General features: G+C 45.3%; 19 protein-coding genes. 2 read left to right on the top strand and 17 right to left on the bottom strand.

Annotation, left to right across the window (positions count from 1 at the left end; genetic code table 11):
• Position 1 precedes the first annotated feature (1 nt).
• The 7 genes from tolR to ruvC all read right to left on the bottom strand — a co-directional run bounded on the left by tolR (position 2) and on the right by ruvC (position 4,564).
• The gene (gene tolR / locus F9L33_RS12745) at positions 2-475 is read right to left on the bottom strand and encodes a protein TolR (RefSeq protein ID WP_152143177.1); all 474 of its coding nucleotides are present in this window, start codon (positions 473-475) and stop codon (positions 2-4) included.
• A gap of 9 nt (positions 476-484) precedes the next feature.
• On the bottom strand, positions 485-1,180 hold the full coding sequence (gene tolQ / locus F9L33_RS12740; RefSeq protein WP_152143176.1) for a protein TolQ: 696 nt from the start codon (positions 1,178-1,180) through the stop codon (positions 485-487).
• Positions 1,181-1,287: 107 nt separating this feature from the next.
• A complete protein-coding gene (locus tag F9L33_RS12735; RefSeq protein WP_152143175.1) occupies positions 1,288-1,686 on the bottom strand; it encodes a YbgC/FadM family acyl-CoA thioesterase in 399 nt (132 codons plus the stop codon).
• Positions 1,683-2,342, bottom strand: a complete 660-nt coding sequence (locus tag F9L33_RS12730) for a hypothetical protein (RefSeq protein WP_226804125.1) — start codon at positions 2,340-2,342, stop codon at positions 1,683-1,685. The genes F9L33_RS12735 and F9L33_RS12730 overlap by 4 nt, the downstream gene beginning before the upstream one ends.
• Positions 2,339-3,373, bottom strand: coding sequence for a Holliday junction branch migration DNA helicase RuvB (gene ruvB, locus F9L33_RS12725; RefSeq protein WP_152143174.1), 1,035 nt, complete (start codon positions 3,371-3,373; stop codon positions 2,339-2,341). The genes F9L33_RS12730 and ruvB overlap by 4 nt, the downstream gene beginning before the upstream one ends.
• Positions 3,374-3,377: 4 nt before the next feature.
• The gene (ruvA, locus tag F9L33_RS12720) at positions 3,378-4,055 is read right to left on the bottom strand and encodes a Holliday junction branch migration protein RuvA (protein WP_152143173.1); all 678 of its coding nucleotides are present in this window, start codon (positions 4,053-4,055) and stop codon (positions 3,378-3,380) included.
• Positions 4,052-4,564 (bottom strand): crossover junction endodeoxyribonuclease RuvC, encoded by a 513-nt coding sequence (gene ruvC / locus F9L33_RS12715; RefSeq protein ID WP_152143172.1) that lies wholly within the window; start codon positions 4,562-4,564, stop codon positions 4,052-4,054. Before ruvC ends, ruvA begins: the two co-directional genes overlap by 4 nt.
• 208 nt (positions 4,565-4,772) lie before the next feature.
• Between ruvC and F9L33_RS15940 the strand changes: the two genes are divergently transcribed.
• Positions 4,773-4,991: a DUF1127 domain-containing protein gene (locus tag F9L33_RS15940; protein WP_226804124.1), complete on the top strand. Its 219-nt coding sequence runs from the start codon at positions 4,773-4,775 to the stop codon at positions 4,989-4,991.
• Between the two features lie 49 nt (positions 4,992-5,040).
• Here the strand turns inward: F9L33_RS15940 and F9L33_RS12705 are convergent, their stop codons facing one another.
• From F9L33_RS12705 to F9L33_RS12670, 8 genes are all read right to left on the bottom strand, one after another.
• Positions 5,041-5,415 (bottom strand): hypothetical protein, encoded by a 375-nt coding sequence (locus F9L33_RS12705; protein ID WP_152143171.1) that lies wholly within the window; start codon positions 5,413-5,415, stop codon positions 5,041-5,043.
• 76 nt (positions 5,416-5,491) lie between these two features.
• Positions 5,492-6,361: a 50S ribosomal protein L11 methyltransferase gene (locus tag F9L33_RS12700; RefSeq protein ID WP_152143170.1), complete on the bottom strand. Its 870-nt coding sequence runs from the start codon at positions 6,359-6,361 to the stop codon at positions 5,492-5,494.
• Between the two features lie 54 nt (positions 6,362-6,415).
• On the bottom strand, positions 6,416-7,060 hold the full coding sequence (gene msrA / locus F9L33_RS12695; protein ID WP_152143169.1) for a peptide-methionine (S)-S-oxide reductase MsrA: 645 nt from the start codon (positions 7,058-7,060) through the stop codon (positions 6,416-6,418).
• A 29-nt stretch (positions 7,061-7,089) separates the two neighbouring features.
• On the bottom strand, positions 7,090-8,460 hold the full coding sequence (locus F9L33_RS12690; protein WP_226804122.1) for an MATE family efflux transporter: 1,371 nt from the start codon (positions 8,458-8,460) through the stop codon (positions 7,090-7,092).
• Positions 8,461-8,463: 3 nt separating this feature from the next.
• Positions 8,464-9,684, bottom strand: coding sequence for an MFS transporter (locus F9L33_RS12685; RefSeq protein ID WP_152143168.1), 1,221 nt, complete (start codon positions 9,682-9,684; stop codon positions 8,464-8,466).
• Between the two features lie 73 nt (positions 9,685-9,757).
• Positions 9,758-10,852 carry an endonuclease/exonuclease/phosphatase family protein gene (locus F9L33_RS12680; protein WP_152143167.1) on the bottom strand — a complete coding sequence of 365 codons (1,095 nt, stop codon included), beginning with the start codon at positions 10,850-10,852 and terminating at the stop codon, positions 9,758-9,760.
• 149 nt (positions 10,853-11,001) lie between these two features.
• Entirely contained in the window at positions 11,002-11,622 is a 621-nt protein-coding gene (gene rpsD, locus F9L33_RS12675) for a 30S ribosomal protein S4 (RefSeq protein WP_152143166.1), read from the bottom strand.
• 166 nt (positions 11,623-11,788) lie between these two features.
• Positions 11,789-12,730 (bottom strand): lipid A-modifier LpxR family protein, encoded by a 942-nt coding sequence (locus F9L33_RS12670; RefSeq protein ID WP_193222040.1) that lies wholly within the window; start codon positions 12,728-12,730, stop codon positions 11,789-11,791.
• Positions 12,731-13,009: 279 nt separating this feature from the next.
• On the opposite strand from F9L33_RS12670, the gene F9L33_RS12665 reads away from it, so the two are divergent.
• Positions 13,010-14,494 carry an inorganic phosphate transporter gene (locus F9L33_RS12665; protein WP_152143164.1) on the top strand — a complete coding sequence of 495 codons (1,485 nt, stop codon included), beginning with the start codon at positions 13,010-13,012 and terminating at the stop codon, positions 14,492-14,494.
• A gap of 47 nt (positions 14,495-14,541) precedes the next feature.
• On the opposite strand, the gene F9L33_RS12660 is transcribed toward F9L33_RS12665, so the two are convergent.
• Together F9L33_RS12660 and F9L33_RS12655 are read right to left on the bottom strand one after the other, a co-directional pair.
• Complete coding sequence (locus F9L33_RS12660; RefSeq protein ID WP_152143163.1) at positions 14,542-15,354, bottom strand: metallophosphoesterase; 813 nt, start codon at positions 15,352-15,354, stop codon at positions 14,542-14,544.
• 2 nt (positions 15,355-15,356) lie between these two features.
• On the bottom strand, positions 15,357-18,806 hold the full coding sequence (locus tag F9L33_RS12655; RefSeq protein WP_152143162.1) for a pyruvate carboxylase: 3,450 nt from the start codon (positions 18,804-18,806) through the stop codon (positions 15,357-15,359).
• Positions 18,807-18,887 lie beyond the last annotated feature (81 nt).

The raw sequence follows: 18,887 nt of genomic DNA, 5'->3' as shown, positions 1-18,887 counted from the left end.
CTCAGCCGTCCTGATCATTCAATGACGGGCCACCAGCATCTGTGACCAAACCGATATCCCGAAATCCGCCCGCATTCAGCGCACCCATGACTTGCATAACGGTTTCATATGAGACTGAGCCATCCGCCCGCAAGAACACTTTGTCATTTTCACGCTCCGCTGCAATCGCTTGTAATTTAGGGATCAACGTATTGCGATCAATCTCTGTGCTTTGCAGAACCAATGTCCCATCCGCAGCAATTGCGATTGTTAGTGGTTCTTCTTCTTCAGTCGGCAAAGACGTAGCAGCCGTTTTTGGCAACTCAATTGGAACACCAACAGTCAACAATGGTGCCGCAACCATAAAGATGATCAACAACACCAACATGACATCCACAAATGGTGTCACATTGATTTCAGCCATTGGTTTACGTTTCGCATGGCTACGGCGACGCTTACCGCCGCCTCCACCACTTTGAATAACACCTGCACCCATAGTTTGCTCCTATGCGTCTAGCTGTCTGGAAAGAATTGTCGAAAACTCATCAGCGAAACTGTCGTAATCACCAATGATACGGTCAGCATCTGTAGAGAGTTTGTTATAGAAAATAACAGCTGGGATCGCGGCAACCAACCCAAGAGCAGTAGCAGCAAGTGCCTCGGCAATACCAGGCGCCACAACAGCAAGGTTTGTATTTTGCTGAATCGCAATTTGTTCAAACGAGTGCTTAATACCCCAAACGGTGCCAAACAAACCAACGAAAGGTGCAATCGCACCAACAGTCGCCAAGAATGTTAAACCGTTGTTCAGTTTCTCAGACTCACGACCAATCGCCACATCCATAGAACGATCAATCCGTTGCTGTACCCCTGCGATCATTTGGCCATCAGAACGATGAGAACGACGCCACTCAGAAATACCCGCCACAAAGATACGTTCAGAACCACCGTTCGGATTGTCGCCCAATTGCTGGTATAGACCATCCAACGGCTCACCAGACCAAAACGCCCGATCAAACTTGTCGGTATCTCGCCTTGCTTTACGATAGTTTATGAATTTTTGAATAATGATGCCCCACGACCAAAAAGACGCGAAGATCAAAACCAACATCACCAATTTAACTGTGATTGTTGCACGCAAGAATAAAGCAAGCATTGAAAAATCAACATCTTGCACTGCACCCAGTGTTTCTACTGCCATAAGACTACTCGTTCTGCCTGTGAGCCATCTTTGTGATGACTTCGTGTTATTGTTGTTCTTGGCAGTCTTTTAGCAAAAAACCCATGCTAGGCATAGCTTTTGCTGCGTTATTTCACCAATTCGTTCAATTTTGCGCGAATATCCGCTGGGAAACGAACAATTTTCCCAGAAATTGTGATGCAAACAACTGTAACTAAAGCAGAAAAAATCGCATGACCATCACGGTAGACATTTTGTGTGAAGACGATTTTAGCGCCCGTTACACCACTTAATATGGTTTCCACCGATAAATCATCGTTCAACTTTGCGCTACCTATGTAGTTTGCTTCGACCTTTTTAACAGCAAACACCAATTCTTGATCACGCATAGAAACCTGATCGATGCCTGCTTCCAGCACCAAAGTGCTGCGCGCACGTTCGATAAACTTCAAATAATTTGCGTAATAAACAATCCCCGCCAAATCGGTATCTTCGTAATAGACGCGTATGGGGAATTTATGTTTCATTGCCCTAAATCACTATACAATTTTTGCATTCGCGGATGTAACCGCATTGCATGACTAGCATCAGACGCACTCGGTGGCATCGTTGCATCATAAGCCGCACGCACAAGACAAGCAAAACTTGGCTTAACAATACATATGCCATTTTCTTTAATTGTCGCAATTGGGCTTTGCGTGTCAAATGCATCTTCGGACCATGTCAAAAGACTCTGCAATGTCTCACCTGTAGCAAGAGCCTGAACGGACATATCCGCAACTGCCCCTTTCATACGAATGAAAAGCAAACACATTTTGATCGCGCCATCTGCATCAAAAATGAACATTCGATGTTCATTTACATTCTTTGTTTGTAGAGTTGCCACTAAATCACCCAGATTAGGAACAAGCTTTTCAAGATCCGGAACACGTCCGACCTCATCCCATTCAGAACAAAAGAACCACATGAAATTTGCGCCCAATTCAGGATCTGTTTCCGCCAATGTACCACCAGTCACGGCAACAGTCTGTGCAATCGCATCCTTTAGACAGGTAAGCGTAGTATCATCTACGCCAAAAACCACAGGCGCAATTGGGCGTCCCCAGCGTGCAAAGTTATATTCACCCGTCTTACGTATAAACAACTGCGTGGCAGCTTCTACACTTAACATTTCATCGCTCATTTACCGTTCCCAAACATATCCGTTTGTGCAGTTGGCTTTGGTGCATCCAATCCCAGATGTTTCCATGCTTTCGCCGCCAACATACGCCCGCGCGGAGTACGCTGAATAAGGCCTTGTTGCAATAAATAAGGTTCAATAACTTCTTCAATGGCATCACGTGCTTCGGATAATGCTGCGGCAATTGTTTCCACACCAACAGGCCCACCGCCATAATTCTCTGCAAGTAAGCGCAGATATCGGCGATCAGCACCATCAAGCCCTAGATCATCTACACCTAAACGAGTCAAAGCCATATCTGCAATTTGCTGATCAACCTTACCGTTGCCTTCAACAATTGCGAAATCCACAACACGGCGCAATAAGCGGCCAGCAATACGCGGCGTGCCACGTGAACGTCGTGCAATTTCACGTGCACCATCTTCTGTAGCATCTGCCCCCATCAATCGCGCACCACGATCAACGATGTGACATAACTCATCAACAGTGTAGAACTCTAACCGCGTTGGGATACCAAAGCGATCTCGTAAAGGCGTAGTTAACAAACCTAGTCGCGTCGTTGCCCCAACCAAAGTGAATGGTTGCAAATCAATACGTACAGTCCGTGCAGCAGGACCTTCACCAATCACCAAATCCAGTTCAAAGTCTTCCAAAGCTGGATAAAGCACTTCTTCAACTGCAGGGTTTAAACGGTGTATTTCGTCAATGAACAAAACATCACGCTCATCTAGGTTGGTTAAAATCGCCGCCAAATCACCTGCTTTTGCCAAAACAGGGCCAGAGGTCATGCGGAAATTCACCCCCAGTTCTTTACTCATAATCTGCGCAAGTGTTGTTTTGCCAAGTCCAGGAGGGCCATAAAACAATGTGTGATCCATTGCTTGCCCTCGTTGGCGTGCACTTTCGATAAATACTTTCAGATTGGCACGTGCATCAGCCTGCCCAACAAATTCATTCAAAGATTGAGGGCGCATCGCACGGTCAATATCTGCCGGTTGTTCCTCAGGGCGTAAATTCGGATCAGGTTCCGTCATATTATCACCCTTTCGGTGCCAGTAGTTTCAAAGCAGCCTTTATCAAAGCACCAGAACCTGCTTCTGGTTCAGTACCAGAGGCCTCTGCAACAGCACTTGCAGCCTCACCTTGACCATAGCCTAAATTCACCAGTGCAGAAAGAGCGTCTGCCTGTGCCCCAGCTGAATTCATACTAGAAGATACAGGCTTAACCTTTGCTTCAGTCGCAACAGGTACATCAATAACCATACTATCATCCGCAACAGCTTGTTCCGACCCAGCTGCACCCATAGAAATAATACTAGCAGCTTTGTCTTTTAACTCTGTCACAATCCGCTGTGCTATCTTTGGCCCCACACCTGGTGCAGCTTTAATCGCCGCAATATCACCCAATGTAATGGCACGTGAAACACCGTCCGTTCCAAGTGTCCCCGCAATCGCCAATGCAGCTTTTGCACCAACACCTTGAACAGTGGTTAATAACTTATGCCATTCTTTTTCCGCTAGTGTAAGGAAACCAAACAATTGCAAGTTATCTTCACGTACTAACAAATCTGTATAAAGTGCTACAACGCCACCCGCTGGCGGCAAAGATGCTAATGTAAGTTCCGAACAATAGACCAAATACCCGACGCCCTGAACATCAACCAAGACATGATCTTTGGCGCGGTAATCAACCTTACCCGTAATCTTACCAATCATGCTACGGCTCCAGCTTTGGCAATCGCATCGTGCAACTTATTGGAAAACTGCGCGTGGTGTGAATGACATAATGCAATTGCAAGCGCATCTGCAGCATCTGCGCCAGCAATTTTTACGCCAGGCAATTGCAATTTAACCATATGATCCACTTGTTTCTTTTCGGCATGCCCAACACCGACAACCACTTTTTTGATCGCATTGGGATAATATTCGCCAATTTCCAAACCAAATTGTGCAGGAACAAGCATTGCAATCCCCCTTGCTTGGCCCAATTTCAATGTCCCAGCACCATCTTTATTTACAAAGGTTTGCTCAACAGCCGCTGTTTCAGGCGCATATTCTTGGAATATTGCGGTTAACTGACCATGTAAACTTAACAAACGTTTCCCAAAATCAGTCCCTTCAGATTTACAAACACCGTTTGCGACGTGGCTACATTTAGTACCCGAGATATCAATAATACCCCACCCCATGTTCCGCAAACCCGGATCGATCCCTATAACACGCATATTAGTCCTGTTTCTTGCCTAGAGCAGCAATAGCACGAAACAAGAACATTAGCCAAGCATCTTTATAAACTCGCGTTAATATATTGTTAACCCGCTATGCAAAAAAAGCATTTCAGGCATGCAATAATTACCATTGTAAGAACATGTTAGCAGGCATAAATGGGAATTATAAACACGGTCATAATGACCACATTCAAGGATTAAGCCCATGGCTACAATGAACCCAACAAATGCTGCACCATTCGGTGCTCTTTCAATCCGCACTCCACGTGCTGTTGAGGCTGCTGTTAACAGCCTTGCAATGTGGAGCGCAAAGCGCAATACGTACAAAATGCTAGATCGCCTTACAAACCGCGAGCTAGAAGATATCGGCATGACACGTGCAGACGTAGAAGCACTAAACACAGGCTTCTTTCGCATCCTTTAAGCGTAAATAAAATTTGCTAAGTTTTCAAAGTCGTCCGATTTCGGGCGACTTATTTTTTTGCATCGGCTTTTATGAAAGCTGCAAGCTTATCAATCCCGCCGTGAATCGGAACTGTGAAATAATCTGGCGCCATAACGACAGACATAATAGGCGCAGCTCCAACACCAGTTGACCATTTTTCAATTTTTTCAGCATATACAGCTTGGTCAGAGTTATAAATCAAAGCCGCTTTTGTAACAGCAAAGATAATATAAAGCTTAGCAACCAGTTTAAATGTTCCAAACATGGCGCTTTTGGGAACACTATCTTTGCGACTGTGAATCGCGCCAAAACGGTCACGGCGCATATTGCGACGTGACTTACCCATATTTCGCTCAATTCGGTCCACGCGTGAGCGGAACTCATCTATTTGGATGTCTGACATAACGAACACTCTTCTACTAAAAATAAAAACAGACTTACTTAACGTAAATCAATCATACGAGTGTGGCGAAATTATGTTAAGATTTTTGCAATGTTAAGGTAGACCATTCACCAATAACCAAACGATCTTTTTCAACAAAACCATTGCTTTGGTAGCTTTCTGAAACATCATCTGCTTGGTGGTTCAAAATACCTGATAGGATCGCATATCCCTCTTTTGCACAAGATGCACCCATATCTGCGGATAGAGCTATTAACGGGCCTTTAAGGATATTAGCCAAGATCAAATCAAACGGTGCCTCTTCACGCAAACGCGGGTGATCAAAACCTGCACAGGTAACAACTTCGACCCGTCCATCCAAATCATTACAAGACAAGTTCGCAACCGCTGTATCTGTTGCCACTTCATCAATATCACTGGCAATCATGGGAACATCCCAAACTTTCGCAGCACCCATTGCTAAAACGGCGGTACCACAGCCAATGTCGGCGACATTCTTTGGCATAAATCCATCATTCGCGATGGCATCAAGTGCCGTCAAACAGCCCTGTGTTGTACCATGGTGACCCGTACCAAAAGCCATTGCAGCTTCAATCAACATTGGCACGCAATCTTCTGGCACAGAATCCGCATCATGGCTGCCATAAAGGTAAAAGCGACCCGCGCAAATTGGTGCCAATTCGCGCCGTACTTCTGCAACCCAATCCTTATCGGGGACTTCAGAAACCGCGAATGGCTTTGCATCACTTGCAGCACAAATCAAAGCTAAGGCCACTTCATCTGGTTTTTCCAGAAAATACCCACCAACCTCAAATAAACCAGAGCCATCTTCCATTTCGAAAACACCCACACCGATTGGCGTTGGTTCTAAATTTTCCAACATCTCGCCCATAACTTCGGCAGCTTGTTTATTCGCAAGTGTGGTTAAAGCAGTATATGTCGGCATGATATCCTCACGGGGGTTCGTTTGACCCGCGGATAAGACAGTGCAGCCATTAGGTCAAGCGTTCAAGCCAATCGGACAGACTGCACCAGTTCCACCAATGCCACAATAACCATCAGGGTTCTTTGCCAAATACTGTTGATGGTATCCTTCAGCATAGAAAAACTCTGGTGCAGGGATGATTTCAGTCGTGATGGCTCCATAACCTTTATCAGCCAAACGTGGTTGAAATGCTGCTAAACTCTCTTTTGCAGCATCACACTGTGCATCTGAATATGTATAAATGCCAGAACGATATTGCGTACCTTGATCGTTACCTTGGCGCATCCCTTGTGTTGGATCATGGTTTTCCCAGAACACTTTTAACAAAGCATCATAGCTGATCACTGACGGATCATAGGTGACCAACACAACCTCATTATGCCCAGTCTTACCAGTACAAACCTCTTCATAAGTCGCATTTGGCGTATGACCCGCCGCATAACCAACAGCTGTCACCCATACACCATCAAGCCCCCAGAACATGCGCTCCACACCCCAGAAACAGCCCATGCCAAACATAGCCTGCTCAAAACCAGCAGGGATATCCGTTTGCAATGCGCGACCATTCACAAAATGCGTTTCAGCCGTAGGAATTGCTTCGCTGCGACCAACCAATGCTTGTGATTTTGTTGGAATTTCGACAGGGCGCTTAAAGAACATCTGATCTCTCCATAGATTTAACCTGATATTTAGCGTTTACGGGCCTTATGTCTAGCCTTAGCCGCATCCCTCTCTTCAACGTTACCAATGAAATACCAACCAAGCATCATTGCTACTGTACCCGCAATGCACCATGCCAATGCTTGGCCATAGATAACGCCAGGGGCTGCATAATATGTACCCATTAATAAACATAGAGGCCACATCAAGACGCCATCCTTGAACCAATTAATACACGACGAATAAACAGGGCGTCCTAAATTATTAAAAGAAGCATTTGAAACATATAAAGCGCCTGCAAAAACATAACTGCCCGCCGCAATATATGTGAATGACTTAATCACTTCGGCAGCTTCGTCAGTTAAATTAAAAATCGCGATAATAGGGTCAGTCATTGCTGCCAAGATTATCCAAGCAATCACAACGTAAACCACGCAAAAGATCAAAGCGTCGCGGTACACCATGCGAATACGATCAAACATATGTGCCCCGTAATTTTGACCAATGATCCCGCCAATAGCACCTGACAATGAATACACGCCACCGAATGTAAGCACAGTTAAGCGCCCCAAAACGGCCCAACCCGCAACTGCGCTTTCGCCATATTCAGACATGATGCGCGTAATTAGATAGTTTCCAAAAGGCGATGAAAGCTGTGTGATCAGTGCAGGTAAGACGATAATGAAAAACGGCATACTCCAGCGTTTGACAAAATGTAATTTAATAGGTGCCGCTAAATTGTGAACACCAATAAGGAAATACAACCCTAATGCACATGATGCTAGACGTGAAATCACCACGCCCCAAGCAGCACCATAAATGCCCATATCCATAAAAATGATCAGGAATGGATCTACGATCATAGCGACCAAACCAGCAGATAAAGTTACATACATAGAACGCCGCGCATCCCCTTCGGCACGCAAGACAGCTGATGAGATCATGCCTGTTACGATAAATGTGGAAGACGGTACTGAAATAAACAAAAAGTCTGCACTAATCTGCAAGACTTCTCCCGACGCCCCCGATAATTGCAACACCTCGTACCGAAAAATAGTAATGATCAAAGCCAATATACTTTGCGTCGTAATACCAATGACTAAAGATGTTGTGGCCTGTTCCCGCGCATTTTGTAAATTGCCCTGCCCTAGTGATTTTGCAACCAATGCAGTGCCCGCGATCATAAAACCAATGCTGGTCGAAATCATAAACAACTGTACGATCCAGACAAACCCCAGAGCTGCCATAAATGTCTCATTATCTAAATATGAAACCCAGAATACTGTTGCCGCATCGACCAGAAACAAGAATGTTAGCCCGATCATACCTGTCACGGTCATAACCGAAACATGGCGCATGGTAGAGCCTGTTAGAAAACGCGCTTGTTTACCCTCAGCCATATACTAACCTTGTTTCGCGAAAATAGTTTCACGCCCCATCATAGGATGGCGTGGTATTAACAAAGCAAGACCTAATGAGACCCCTGCCATTGCCGCTGCTATACCGAACACTGCAGTAGGCGACACCAGCCACACATATCCTAACAAGGCAGGTAAAACGACAGCGCCGATATGATTAATTGTGAATGCAACTGCCGCTGTTGGGGCAATATCCTTTGGATCTGCAATTTTCTGAAAGTAAGTCTTTTGCGCCAAAGCCAGCGCAAAAAAGAAGTGGTCTAATAAATATAACCCTGCAGCGACAACTACACTCCAGCCAAACACGTAAATACCCGCATATGCTAAGAATACAGCAACCAGCCCAACGTATTCGAACGCCAAAGCATTACGTTCACCAAACTTGGAAACCATACGGCCCATGATTGGCGCAATGAAGATATTTACAAAATAAGTGGCAAGGAAAAGCCCAGTTACTTCATGCACTTCAAATCCAAAACGTTCGACCATCATAAAGGCCGCAAAAACGATGAAAATTTGGCGGCGCGCACCCGCCATAAATTGTAGTGCGTAATACAACCAATAGCGTTTGCGCAGCACCATATTCTTATGCTGGATTACATCGCCTTCAAAACGCGGGAATGCCGCCCAACAATAGATCGCAACAACAAAAGTAACCCCGCCGCCAATCATATAAAGCGTATTGTAATCCCACCCCAAAGTTTTCCATGTGAACATGATAAACAGATAGGTAATGAGCGATGCAGCTGATCCGATTGATATCAACCAACCAAGTTTTTGGGGGGCTTCTTCTTTACTAAGCCACTGTAGTTCCAATGACATTTTTACAGTTTCGTAATAATGGAAACCAAGGCTGGATAAGAAAGTCGTTATCAAAAGACCATAAAACGTTGGGAACCATGCCGTCACAGCAATCACAGCCCCGAGTAACATCATGCTGATAATTGCCAATAGTTGCTCTCGGATAAACAGAATAACAATGATCACTCCGACTGCGAAGAATCCGGGAACTTCACGGATAGATTGCAACCAGCCAATATCACGCCCGTTAAATCCAGCCTCATGCACTACAAAATTATTCAGCAATGCCATCCACGTTGAAAATGCCATTGGCATGCAAAACGCCATAAGAGCGAGCAAAGTGAACGGGCGGCGCCAAAACGGAAGATGGCCCGCGTTGCTGATAAGAATAGAACTGGACTGCATAGCGCGACCTAACGGGAAATACTTAACAGGCACAAGCGCAATATTGTACCAATCGAACCCGCTAACCCTATCGTTACTTTAGGTACCTTCGCAGATAATCATCGGAATAATCCACCTCAAGTTCCATCCAGATAGGCAGATGATCTGACATTTCAAACGTTGTCCAATTCTTATAGGATTTCGGCCAATCTGAATAAGGCTGTTTCTTATACTTCGTCCGAGCAGCAGTCACAATATCCTTATAGTGCGCCAGCAACCCATCACGATCTATACGCGACATGCCAAGCTTGTTCTGCTTTTCAGTGAATGCAGAAGCTGGCACTTTTGGATGCGGGCCAAACACAGCATGTCGCCAATCAAACGTCGCATGGCGAAGTAATCTCGTCTTAAGCCCTGCTTTGCCTTTTGTGGTAAAGGCCATCTGATCAAAATACCGATTGCCACTCATATTCGTTGGCCCAAAATCAGGTACAGTCATTTTTGACTCTTTAAGTGCCCGCATGACGACATCATCTTCCTTCTCGATGTTCATATCACCAAGGAACACATGTACCTGATCTTCCTTTTTCGAACGACGTACCAAAGTATCCGCAATAACTTTGATCTCTTGCGCACGTAAATCTAAATCATCACCATAGATTATATGAGCTGAGCAAAGTGAAAACTTAAACCAACCCGCTTGGAATGATGCAAAAAACGGGGAACGTGCTACTTGTTCACCCGCGATCAAATCCTCTCTTGGAATGACAATTTCACCAATCAGATTTCTAAAAAACACCCGGTCCGTATTATAAACAAACGCCATACGTTCATTATTACCACCCTTGGCCTCTGATACATCTGAGACAAAGTAATCCCAATTCGGGCCCAATAATTTCACCAACCGTCTTAATGGCGCTAAATCCGCCTTCACCTCTTGAATGGCGCATATGTCAAAGTGATCAATAATCTCAGCAATGTAATGATAGCTTTCATCCAAACGCGGCATTCCATCATCAAAAGCACGGATATTCCACGAACCAATGATCAGCGACTTTGGATGCCGATCTTTTTCAATCTGTTGGTAGAGATCATGCCTCAATGTTAATAATCTAGAGGCAATCCATGCTTGTTTTTCTGGGTAATCTGGGTCGTCTTTATAATACTTTAGGCCGTGATAGAACGTCATAAAAAATCCAATCTATAGCTTAACAATATTCTAATTTTAAATCGAAACTCCGTTTCCACCAAATATATTTTATCTTTTAATATAGCACCCATACAAAAAAAGGCCGCCCAACAGGCGACCTTTTCGAGTTCTTATATGTTCGGCGAAGATTAGTTCTTCGCGTAATATTCCACAACCAAGTTTGGTTCCATCATCACTGGGTAAGGGATGTCTGAAAGTGCTGGTGTGCGAACGAATGTAGAAGTCATTTTGCCGTGATCTACATTTAGGTACTCTGGCAAGTCACGCTCTTGAGAGCCTGCAGCTTCTAGAACCAAAGCCATTTGCTTTGATTTTTCACGAACTTCGATCACGTCGCCTTCTTTAACGCGGTATGAAGGAATGTTCACTTTCTTGCCGTTTACTTTCACGTGACCGTGGTTCACGAACTGACGTGCAGCAAATACTGTTGGAACAAACTTTGAACGGTAAACAACAGCATCCAAGCGACGCTCAAGTAGACCTACCAAGTTTTCACCTGTGTCACCGTTCACGCGAACAGCTTCTGTGTAGATGCGGCGGAATTGTTTTTCTGTCAAATCACCGTAGTAACCTTTTAGTTTTTGCTTAGCGCGCAACTGGATACCGAAGTCTGACAATTTAGCTTTACGACGTTGACCATGAACACCTGGTCCATATTCACGACGATTTACTGGAGATTTTGGGCGACCCCAAATGTTTTCGCCCATACGGCGATCGATTTTGTATTTGGCAGCTGTACGTTTAGTCACGGCTGGATCCTTTCAGGTTTATGAAAGATGCTTTCCTTTCCCGCGGCTTAACTGCTTTGGGCGACAGGCGACCTATTGCTAGGGCCACAAACACCAATATGGTCACTGCAAAGCAGCGATGGGCGGTTTATAGGGATAAAATGAACAGAGTCAACAAGCCTAAACGTTAAAAACTCACGTTTATATTAAGGCTACCTACGACTTGGCTTGATCTTTGTGCCTCAAACTCTTTACCAAGCCATGAAATGCCATAAAACAAGCCAAATTTCTCTTGTTGATAGACTACTCCTGCACGTGCACGCGGACGGAGGTTTTCAAACGCAAGCGTTCCTGAATTTGGTAGATAGTTGCTATCCACAACATATGCTGCATCTGCCCCCATCAAAAAGCCAAAACCTTTGCTATCATCAGCTTTGGAATGGCTGACTAATTGACCACTCACGCTGTCACGCAATAAGAAATCATCAATCAAAGCGCCACCCAAAACGATATCCATTCCAACTCGTGCAAAGCTTTCAACACCGGCTTGTACTTCTGCGAAAGGGCGGATCAAACGTCGTTCAGAACGAAAACTCTTTGACAAACCGCCATGAACAGTCGGGTAGGTCGCATTTGGGATTTGATTGTTCAAAACAGCGGCTGACGGCGGCAATATATCCAACTCTTCGTGGAAATTTCTTTGTAAAGCACCAATGCCCGTGTTCTCACCAACAAAAACAAGTTCCCCGCCATAATATACATCATAGCTGTTTTTTTGAAAATGCGTAAACAACCCTAAACCAAGGACACCCGCATATTGGCGATCTGTTGCAGATGGCGTCGAAATATTGCTTGGGGATATAATCTCACCCCGAAACCGCAGTTGATACCTTTCCCATGCTTTTTCAGGTAACTCGCGCAAATCACCACCACCAAATGTGGCTGAAACATCAAGCGAGCCAGTTCTCCAGCGGTCATCCCCATCCCCTAAGAAATCATTGGTGAAAACAGAAGATATTTGGAGTTTCTTTTCACCTGCTGGCTTAGATTTAAACACCCCCTCTGCATGTGCAAAAGAAAATGGTGAAAGAGCGTATGCCGCAGCTAAAATAAAAATCGAACGTAACAATATGTGCCCCTGTCTAATACTTGGTGCCGTCGCTAGGATCACAATTAGGCAATTTTGTGGCTTTCTGGCAGAATTAAAACAAACCGAGTCAAAATTACACACCTTACACTCGTAAACTTTCATTCATTCAACATATAAAATATGTAAAAAACGCAGTTAATTTCACGCCCGTTACAAAACTGTTACGTAAGTGTCATACAAACGTCAAGAATCATTCATTCGTGTGATTCTATAGGGGAAATCTTACTAAAATAGTAAGTCAAAAAAGGAATTCGCAGCATGGCATCTAAAAATCCACGCCCGAACAAAACGCTGGATAGAGATCTCAGAAGTCGCGTAAATCTAGAACAAGCTAATCTAGCCACACGCAGACCATTCGTTGCACCAAGCATTGCTGGTGCATTTATTTTATTAGCAGGTTTGATTGCCAGCCTGTCATTCGGATGGAATTCTGAAACGTATCTTATCGTTGCGGCAACCGCTGTTGGGGCCTATATGGCATTGAACATTGGTGCGAATGATGTTGCAAACAACGTAGGTCCAGCTGTTGGCTCTAATGCTCTCTCTATGGTCGGCGCATTGATAATTGCAGCCATATTTGAAAGTGCGGGTGCACTTCTTGCGGGCGGCGACGTTGTTGGCACCATATCAAAAGGCATTATTGATCCAACTTATGTAAGCAATCCTCAAATCTTTATCTGGGCGATGTTTGCCGCTCTGTTATCTGCTGCACTTTGGGTAAATTTAGCCACATGGATCGGCGCACCCGTTTCGACAACTCACTCAGTCGTAGGTGGCGTCATGGGCGCAGGTATCGCAGCTGCAGGTTTTGCAGCGGTGAATTGGCCAACAATGGGCAAAATAGCTGCCAGCTGGGTAATTTCACCTCTACTAGGCGGCATCGTTGCGGCTCTATTCTTATGGTTTATCAAATCAAAAGTATCCGACAAGCAAGACAAAATTGCTGCTGCACGCCGTTGGGTTCCTGTACTTATCGCGATCATGGCAGGTGCTTTTTCAGCATACCTTGCAGTGAAAGGCTTAAAGAAGATCATTAAGATTGATCTACAAACAGCTCTCCTCATTGGTGCGTTTGCCTTTGCAGCAACTTACTTCATCACACGACCTCTTATTCGTCGTCAGTCTGATGGCAAAGAAAATACAAAGAAAAGCGTTCGTGAACTTTTCAAAATCCCTTTGATCTTTGCAGCTGCTCTTTTGTCTTTTGCGCATGGCGCAAACGACGTCGCAAATGCAGTAGGCCCGTTGGCCGCCATCGTGCATACGGCAGAAGCTGGTGATGTTCTTACAAAAGTATCTATCCCAATTTGGGTCATGGCTGTAGGTGCCTTTGGTTTATCGTTCGGCCTTCTTCTTTTTGGCCCTAAGCTAATTAGAATGGTTGGCGAACAAATCACAAAACTGAATCCTTTGCGCGCTTATTGTGTGGCACTTTCAGCTGCTATCACAGTGATCATTGCTTCTTGGTTAGGACTGCCAGTAAGCTCTACACATATCGCAGTTGGCGCAGTATTTGGCGTAGGTTTTTTCCGCGAAGCACATTGGCGCATCACGACAAACAACTCAAAAGTTGAAAAAATTGTGGCAACTGAAGCTGAGAAAAAAGAGCAAGGTAAACGTAAGCATCGTAAATTGGTTCGTAGATCACACTTCATGACTATCATTGCAGCTTGGGTTATCACTGTACCAGCAGCAGCTTTGCTATCAGCAAGTATATTCCTAATTCTAAACGCATTCGCCTGAGCGCTACAGAATTGAAATCCTAAGGGGGCTAAAAAGCCCCTTTTTTGTCACCCATCTACATCGGGATCAGGGGGTATATCGCGTTGTGCGATCCCAAAATCCTCACTGTGAATGATCAAATTACCCTCATCAAATATCAGCAAACCATAAGCACCCGGTTCATCAACAGCCAAAGACGAATTCGCAATCGTAAAGTCCAGCGGTTGTTGATGGCATGGACTTTTAAAGATCGTATAAGGCACACCAGACCACATTCCTGAAATCGTACGGTGAACGTGTCCTGCAACGACATGCACGGGCATTTGGTGATGATTTATCAATGCCAATACATCATCCGCATTGGTCAATTTTATATCATCCATTCCAGGGAAACCAACATCCCCGAGAGGATGATGTATAAAGAGAACCACAGGTTTGTCTGATGCTTGCCTTAAAGCATCAGATAACCAAGTTAACCGATCATCACATAGACGGCCTGAATGTTGTTTGTCTGGGTAAGGTGGTCCATCCAAGCTATCTAAAGTGATAAAATGCCAACCCCCGATATTACGTTTCGATTGCACAAAACCATTGCCATCCAAAACAGCATCAGGAAATACCTGCATAAACGCATCACGCCTATCATGATTGCCCATCATGAAAATAATAGGCAGTTCAATACCCATTAATAATGATTTCAAAAGCTCGTATTCAGAAACCGTGCCACTATGAGTTAAATCCCCCATAAGGACGATACCTTCAGCATCTGAATGATGAGCCAAAGAGTGTGCCAACCCCTCTTTGAATCGCTCAACAGGGTCCAAACCAATGATATTGCTGGCCCTGATGTGTAAGTCAGTAAAGGCCAGCAATTTTTTCATTTTTATGCCTCGAATTCAATCAACAGGTCTTTTGCATCTACTTGGCTACCAGCTGGTGCATGAACTGCTTTCACAACACCATCTTGTTCCGCAGCAATCCCTGTTTCCATTTTCATGGCTTCGATAGTACATAGCAAATCACCTTGCTTAACTTCTTGACCTGCTTTGACAACTACACTTGAAATCACACCTGGCATTGGCGCGCCTACGTGTGCATCGTTGCCTGCTTCAGCCTGTGCGCGTTTCTGCGTAGTTGCAGCAACTTTACGGTTTGGCACACGCACAGTACGTGGTTGACCATTAAGTTCAAAGAACACACGTGCATCACCTGCATCATCTGTTTCACCGACAGCCTGCATCAAAATCTCAAGCGTCTTACCTGGATCAATTTCAGCGCTGATTTCTTCACCAGCTTCCATACCATAGAAGAATGTTTTGGTCGGCAGTGTACGAACAGGGCCGTATTCAGCATGGCGTGCCATGTAATCGGTAAAGACTTTCGGATACATCAAGTAACCATTCAGATCTTCATCATCCACGGTTTCGCCATCTAATAGACCAGACAGTTCTTTACGTGCAGCTTCCAAATCAAGCGGTTTTAAATGCTCACCTGGGCGCGATGTTTCAGGCTTCTCACCTTTTAGTACTTTAGAAACAAACTTATCAGGGAAACCACCTGGAGGTTGACCCAAATTACCCTTCATCATGTCGATCACACTATCAGGGAATGCCACATCCACTTTCGGATCTTCCACTTCTTCGCGTGTCAAATCTTGTGTGACCATCATCAAAGCCATGTCGCCTACAACTTTTGAACTTGGTGTCACCTTCACGATGTCACCAAACATTTGGTTCACTTCGGCATATGTCTTCGCAACAGTTGGCCAACGTTCTTCAAGGCCAAGACTACGTGCCTGTGCTTTCAGATTTGTATACTGACCGCCTGGCATTTCGTGCAAGTAAACTTCTGAAGCTGGTGCCGGCAAACCGCTTTCGAACGCCGCGTATTGAGCCCGAACATGTTCCCAATAATCAGAGATTTCACGAACCGCTTCAATGTCCAGCCCCGTATCACGATCTGTATTGCGCAATGCTTCCACGATTGAACCCAAACATGGTTGCGATGTACCGCCAGAAAACGCGTCCATTGCTGCATCCACAGCATCAACACCTGCATCCGCAGCAGCAAGAATAGTCGCAGCCGCAATACCTGATGTGTCATGTGTGTGGAAATGGATTGGCAAACCAACCTCTTCTTTCAACGCTTTTACCAAAATGCGTGCAGAGGCAGGTTTCAACAAACCTGCCATGTCTTTCAAACCAAGAACATGTGCGCCAGCCGCTTTCAGGTCTTTACCCATCTGAACATAGTATTTCAGATCATATTTTGAACGGTTCGGGTCAAGAATGTCACCTGTATAACAAACAGTACCTTCACAAACCTTGCCGTTTTCAACAACGGCGTCCATTGCCACGCGCATGTTTTCAACCCAGTTCAAGCTGTCGAACACGCGGAACACGTCCACACCCGTCTCCGCCGCTTGGCGTACAAACTCTTGTACAACGTTATCAGGATAGTTCGTATACCCCACACCATTGCTGGCACGCAACAACATCTGGCTCATCAAGTTTGGCATCTTTGCACGCAAATCACGCAAACGCTGCCATGGGCATTCTTGCAAGAAACGATAAGCTACATCAAACGTAGCACCGCCCCAACATTCCATTGAAAATAGTTGTGGTAAGTTGTGTGCATAAGTATCCGCTGCTTCGATCATATCGAAACTGCGCATACGTGTTGCCAACAAAGATTGGTGACCATCGCGCATTGTTGTATCTGTGATCAACAATTGCTTTTGCTCAGACATCCAATCAGCAACCGCTTGCGGGCCTTTTTCCTCTAGCAAGTTACGCGTACCATAGGCTGGTGTATCCGCACGATTTGCAGGAGATTTTGGCGCCTTAGCATACATATCAGGCATTGGGCGGCCTTCAACATCAGGGTGACCATTCACTGTGATGTCAGCAATGTATTTCAAAATCTTCGTTGCACGGTCACGGCGCGGTTTAAAGTTAAACAGATCGCTTGTCGCATCATCAATAAACTTGGTTGTATAGCTGTAATCCAAGAATGTTGGATGCTTCAGCAAATTGATCACAAACGCAATGTTTGTAGAGACGCCACGAATACGGAATTCGCGCAGCGCACGATCCATACGTGCAATCGCTGCTTCTGGTGTTGGACCAGAACATGTGATTTTCACCAACAGGCTGTCATAATACCGCGTGATAACCGCACCAGAATATGCTGTGCCGCCATCCAAACGCACCCCCATACCTGTCGCAGAACGATAAGCCGAGATACGGCCATAGTCAGGGATGAAGTTATTTTGTGGGTCTTCTGTAGTGATGCGTGTTTGCAGCGCGTGGCCATTCAGACTGATCGCATCTTGTGACGCTTTACCAGTGGCCTCTGCCAATGTTTTGCCTTCTGCAATCAAGATTTGTGAGCGAACGATATCGATGCCTGTGACTTCTTCTGTCACAGTATGCTCAACCTGAACACGTGGGTTCACTTCGATAAAGAAGAACTCATTTGTGTCCATATCCATTAGGAATTCAACAGTACCTGCACATTCATAACCAACGTGCGCACAAATCTTGCGACCCAAAGCACAAATCTCTGCACGTTGCTCTTCGCTCAGATATGGCGCTGGCGCACGTTCCACAACTTTTTGGTTACGGCGCTGTACCGAACAATCACGCTCATAAAGGTGGTAAATTTCACCGTGGCTGTCACCAAGAATTTGAACTTCTACGTGGCGCGCGCGGCGCACAAGGCGTTCAAGGTAACCTTCACCGTTACCAAATGCTGCTTCTGCTTCACGACGACCTTCTAATACTTTTTCTTCAAGCTCATCAGCTGACATAATCGGACGCATACCGCGACCACCGCCGCCCCATGAGGCTTTCAGCATGAATGGGTAACCAACTTCATCCGCCATGCGGCGCACTTCATCCATATCATCAGGCAAAACTTCTGTTGCTGGCACAACAGGAACACCCGCTTCCATCGCAACACGACGAGCAGAGGCTTTATCACCCAACTTGCGCATTGTTTCTGCTTTCGGGCCAATGAACTTGATACCCGCATCGGTACAAGCATCAACAAAGTCAGGGTTTTCTGACAACAAACCATATCCAGGGTGGATCGCATCCGCACCTGACATCTTCGCCACACGAATAATTTCTTCGATACTTAGGTAAGCCGCAACTGGCCCCATACCTTCACCGATACGATAAGCTTCGTCCGCTTTGAAACGATGAAGACCTAATTTGTCTTCCTCCGCATAAATAGCTACCGTCTTTTTGCCCATCTCATTCGCTGCGCGCATGATACGAATGGCAATCTCACCACGGTTGGCGATCAGTATCTTAGAAAAATCAGTCATGGGGTCCCCAAAAAATGAAAGAATCGTGTTCTTAAAACATAAATTACACGACTGCACGATAGCTGCCGTGTAAAAATACGT

Source organism: Amylibacter sp. SFDW26 (assembly GCF_009184395.1).
Classification (GTDB): domain Bacteria; phylum Pseudomonadota; class Alphaproteobacteria; order Rhodobacterales; family Rhodobacteraceae; genus Amylibacter.
The sequence above is the reverse complement of the archived record's forward strand: the minus strand, read 5'-3'. Positions and strand labels throughout refer to the sequence as shown.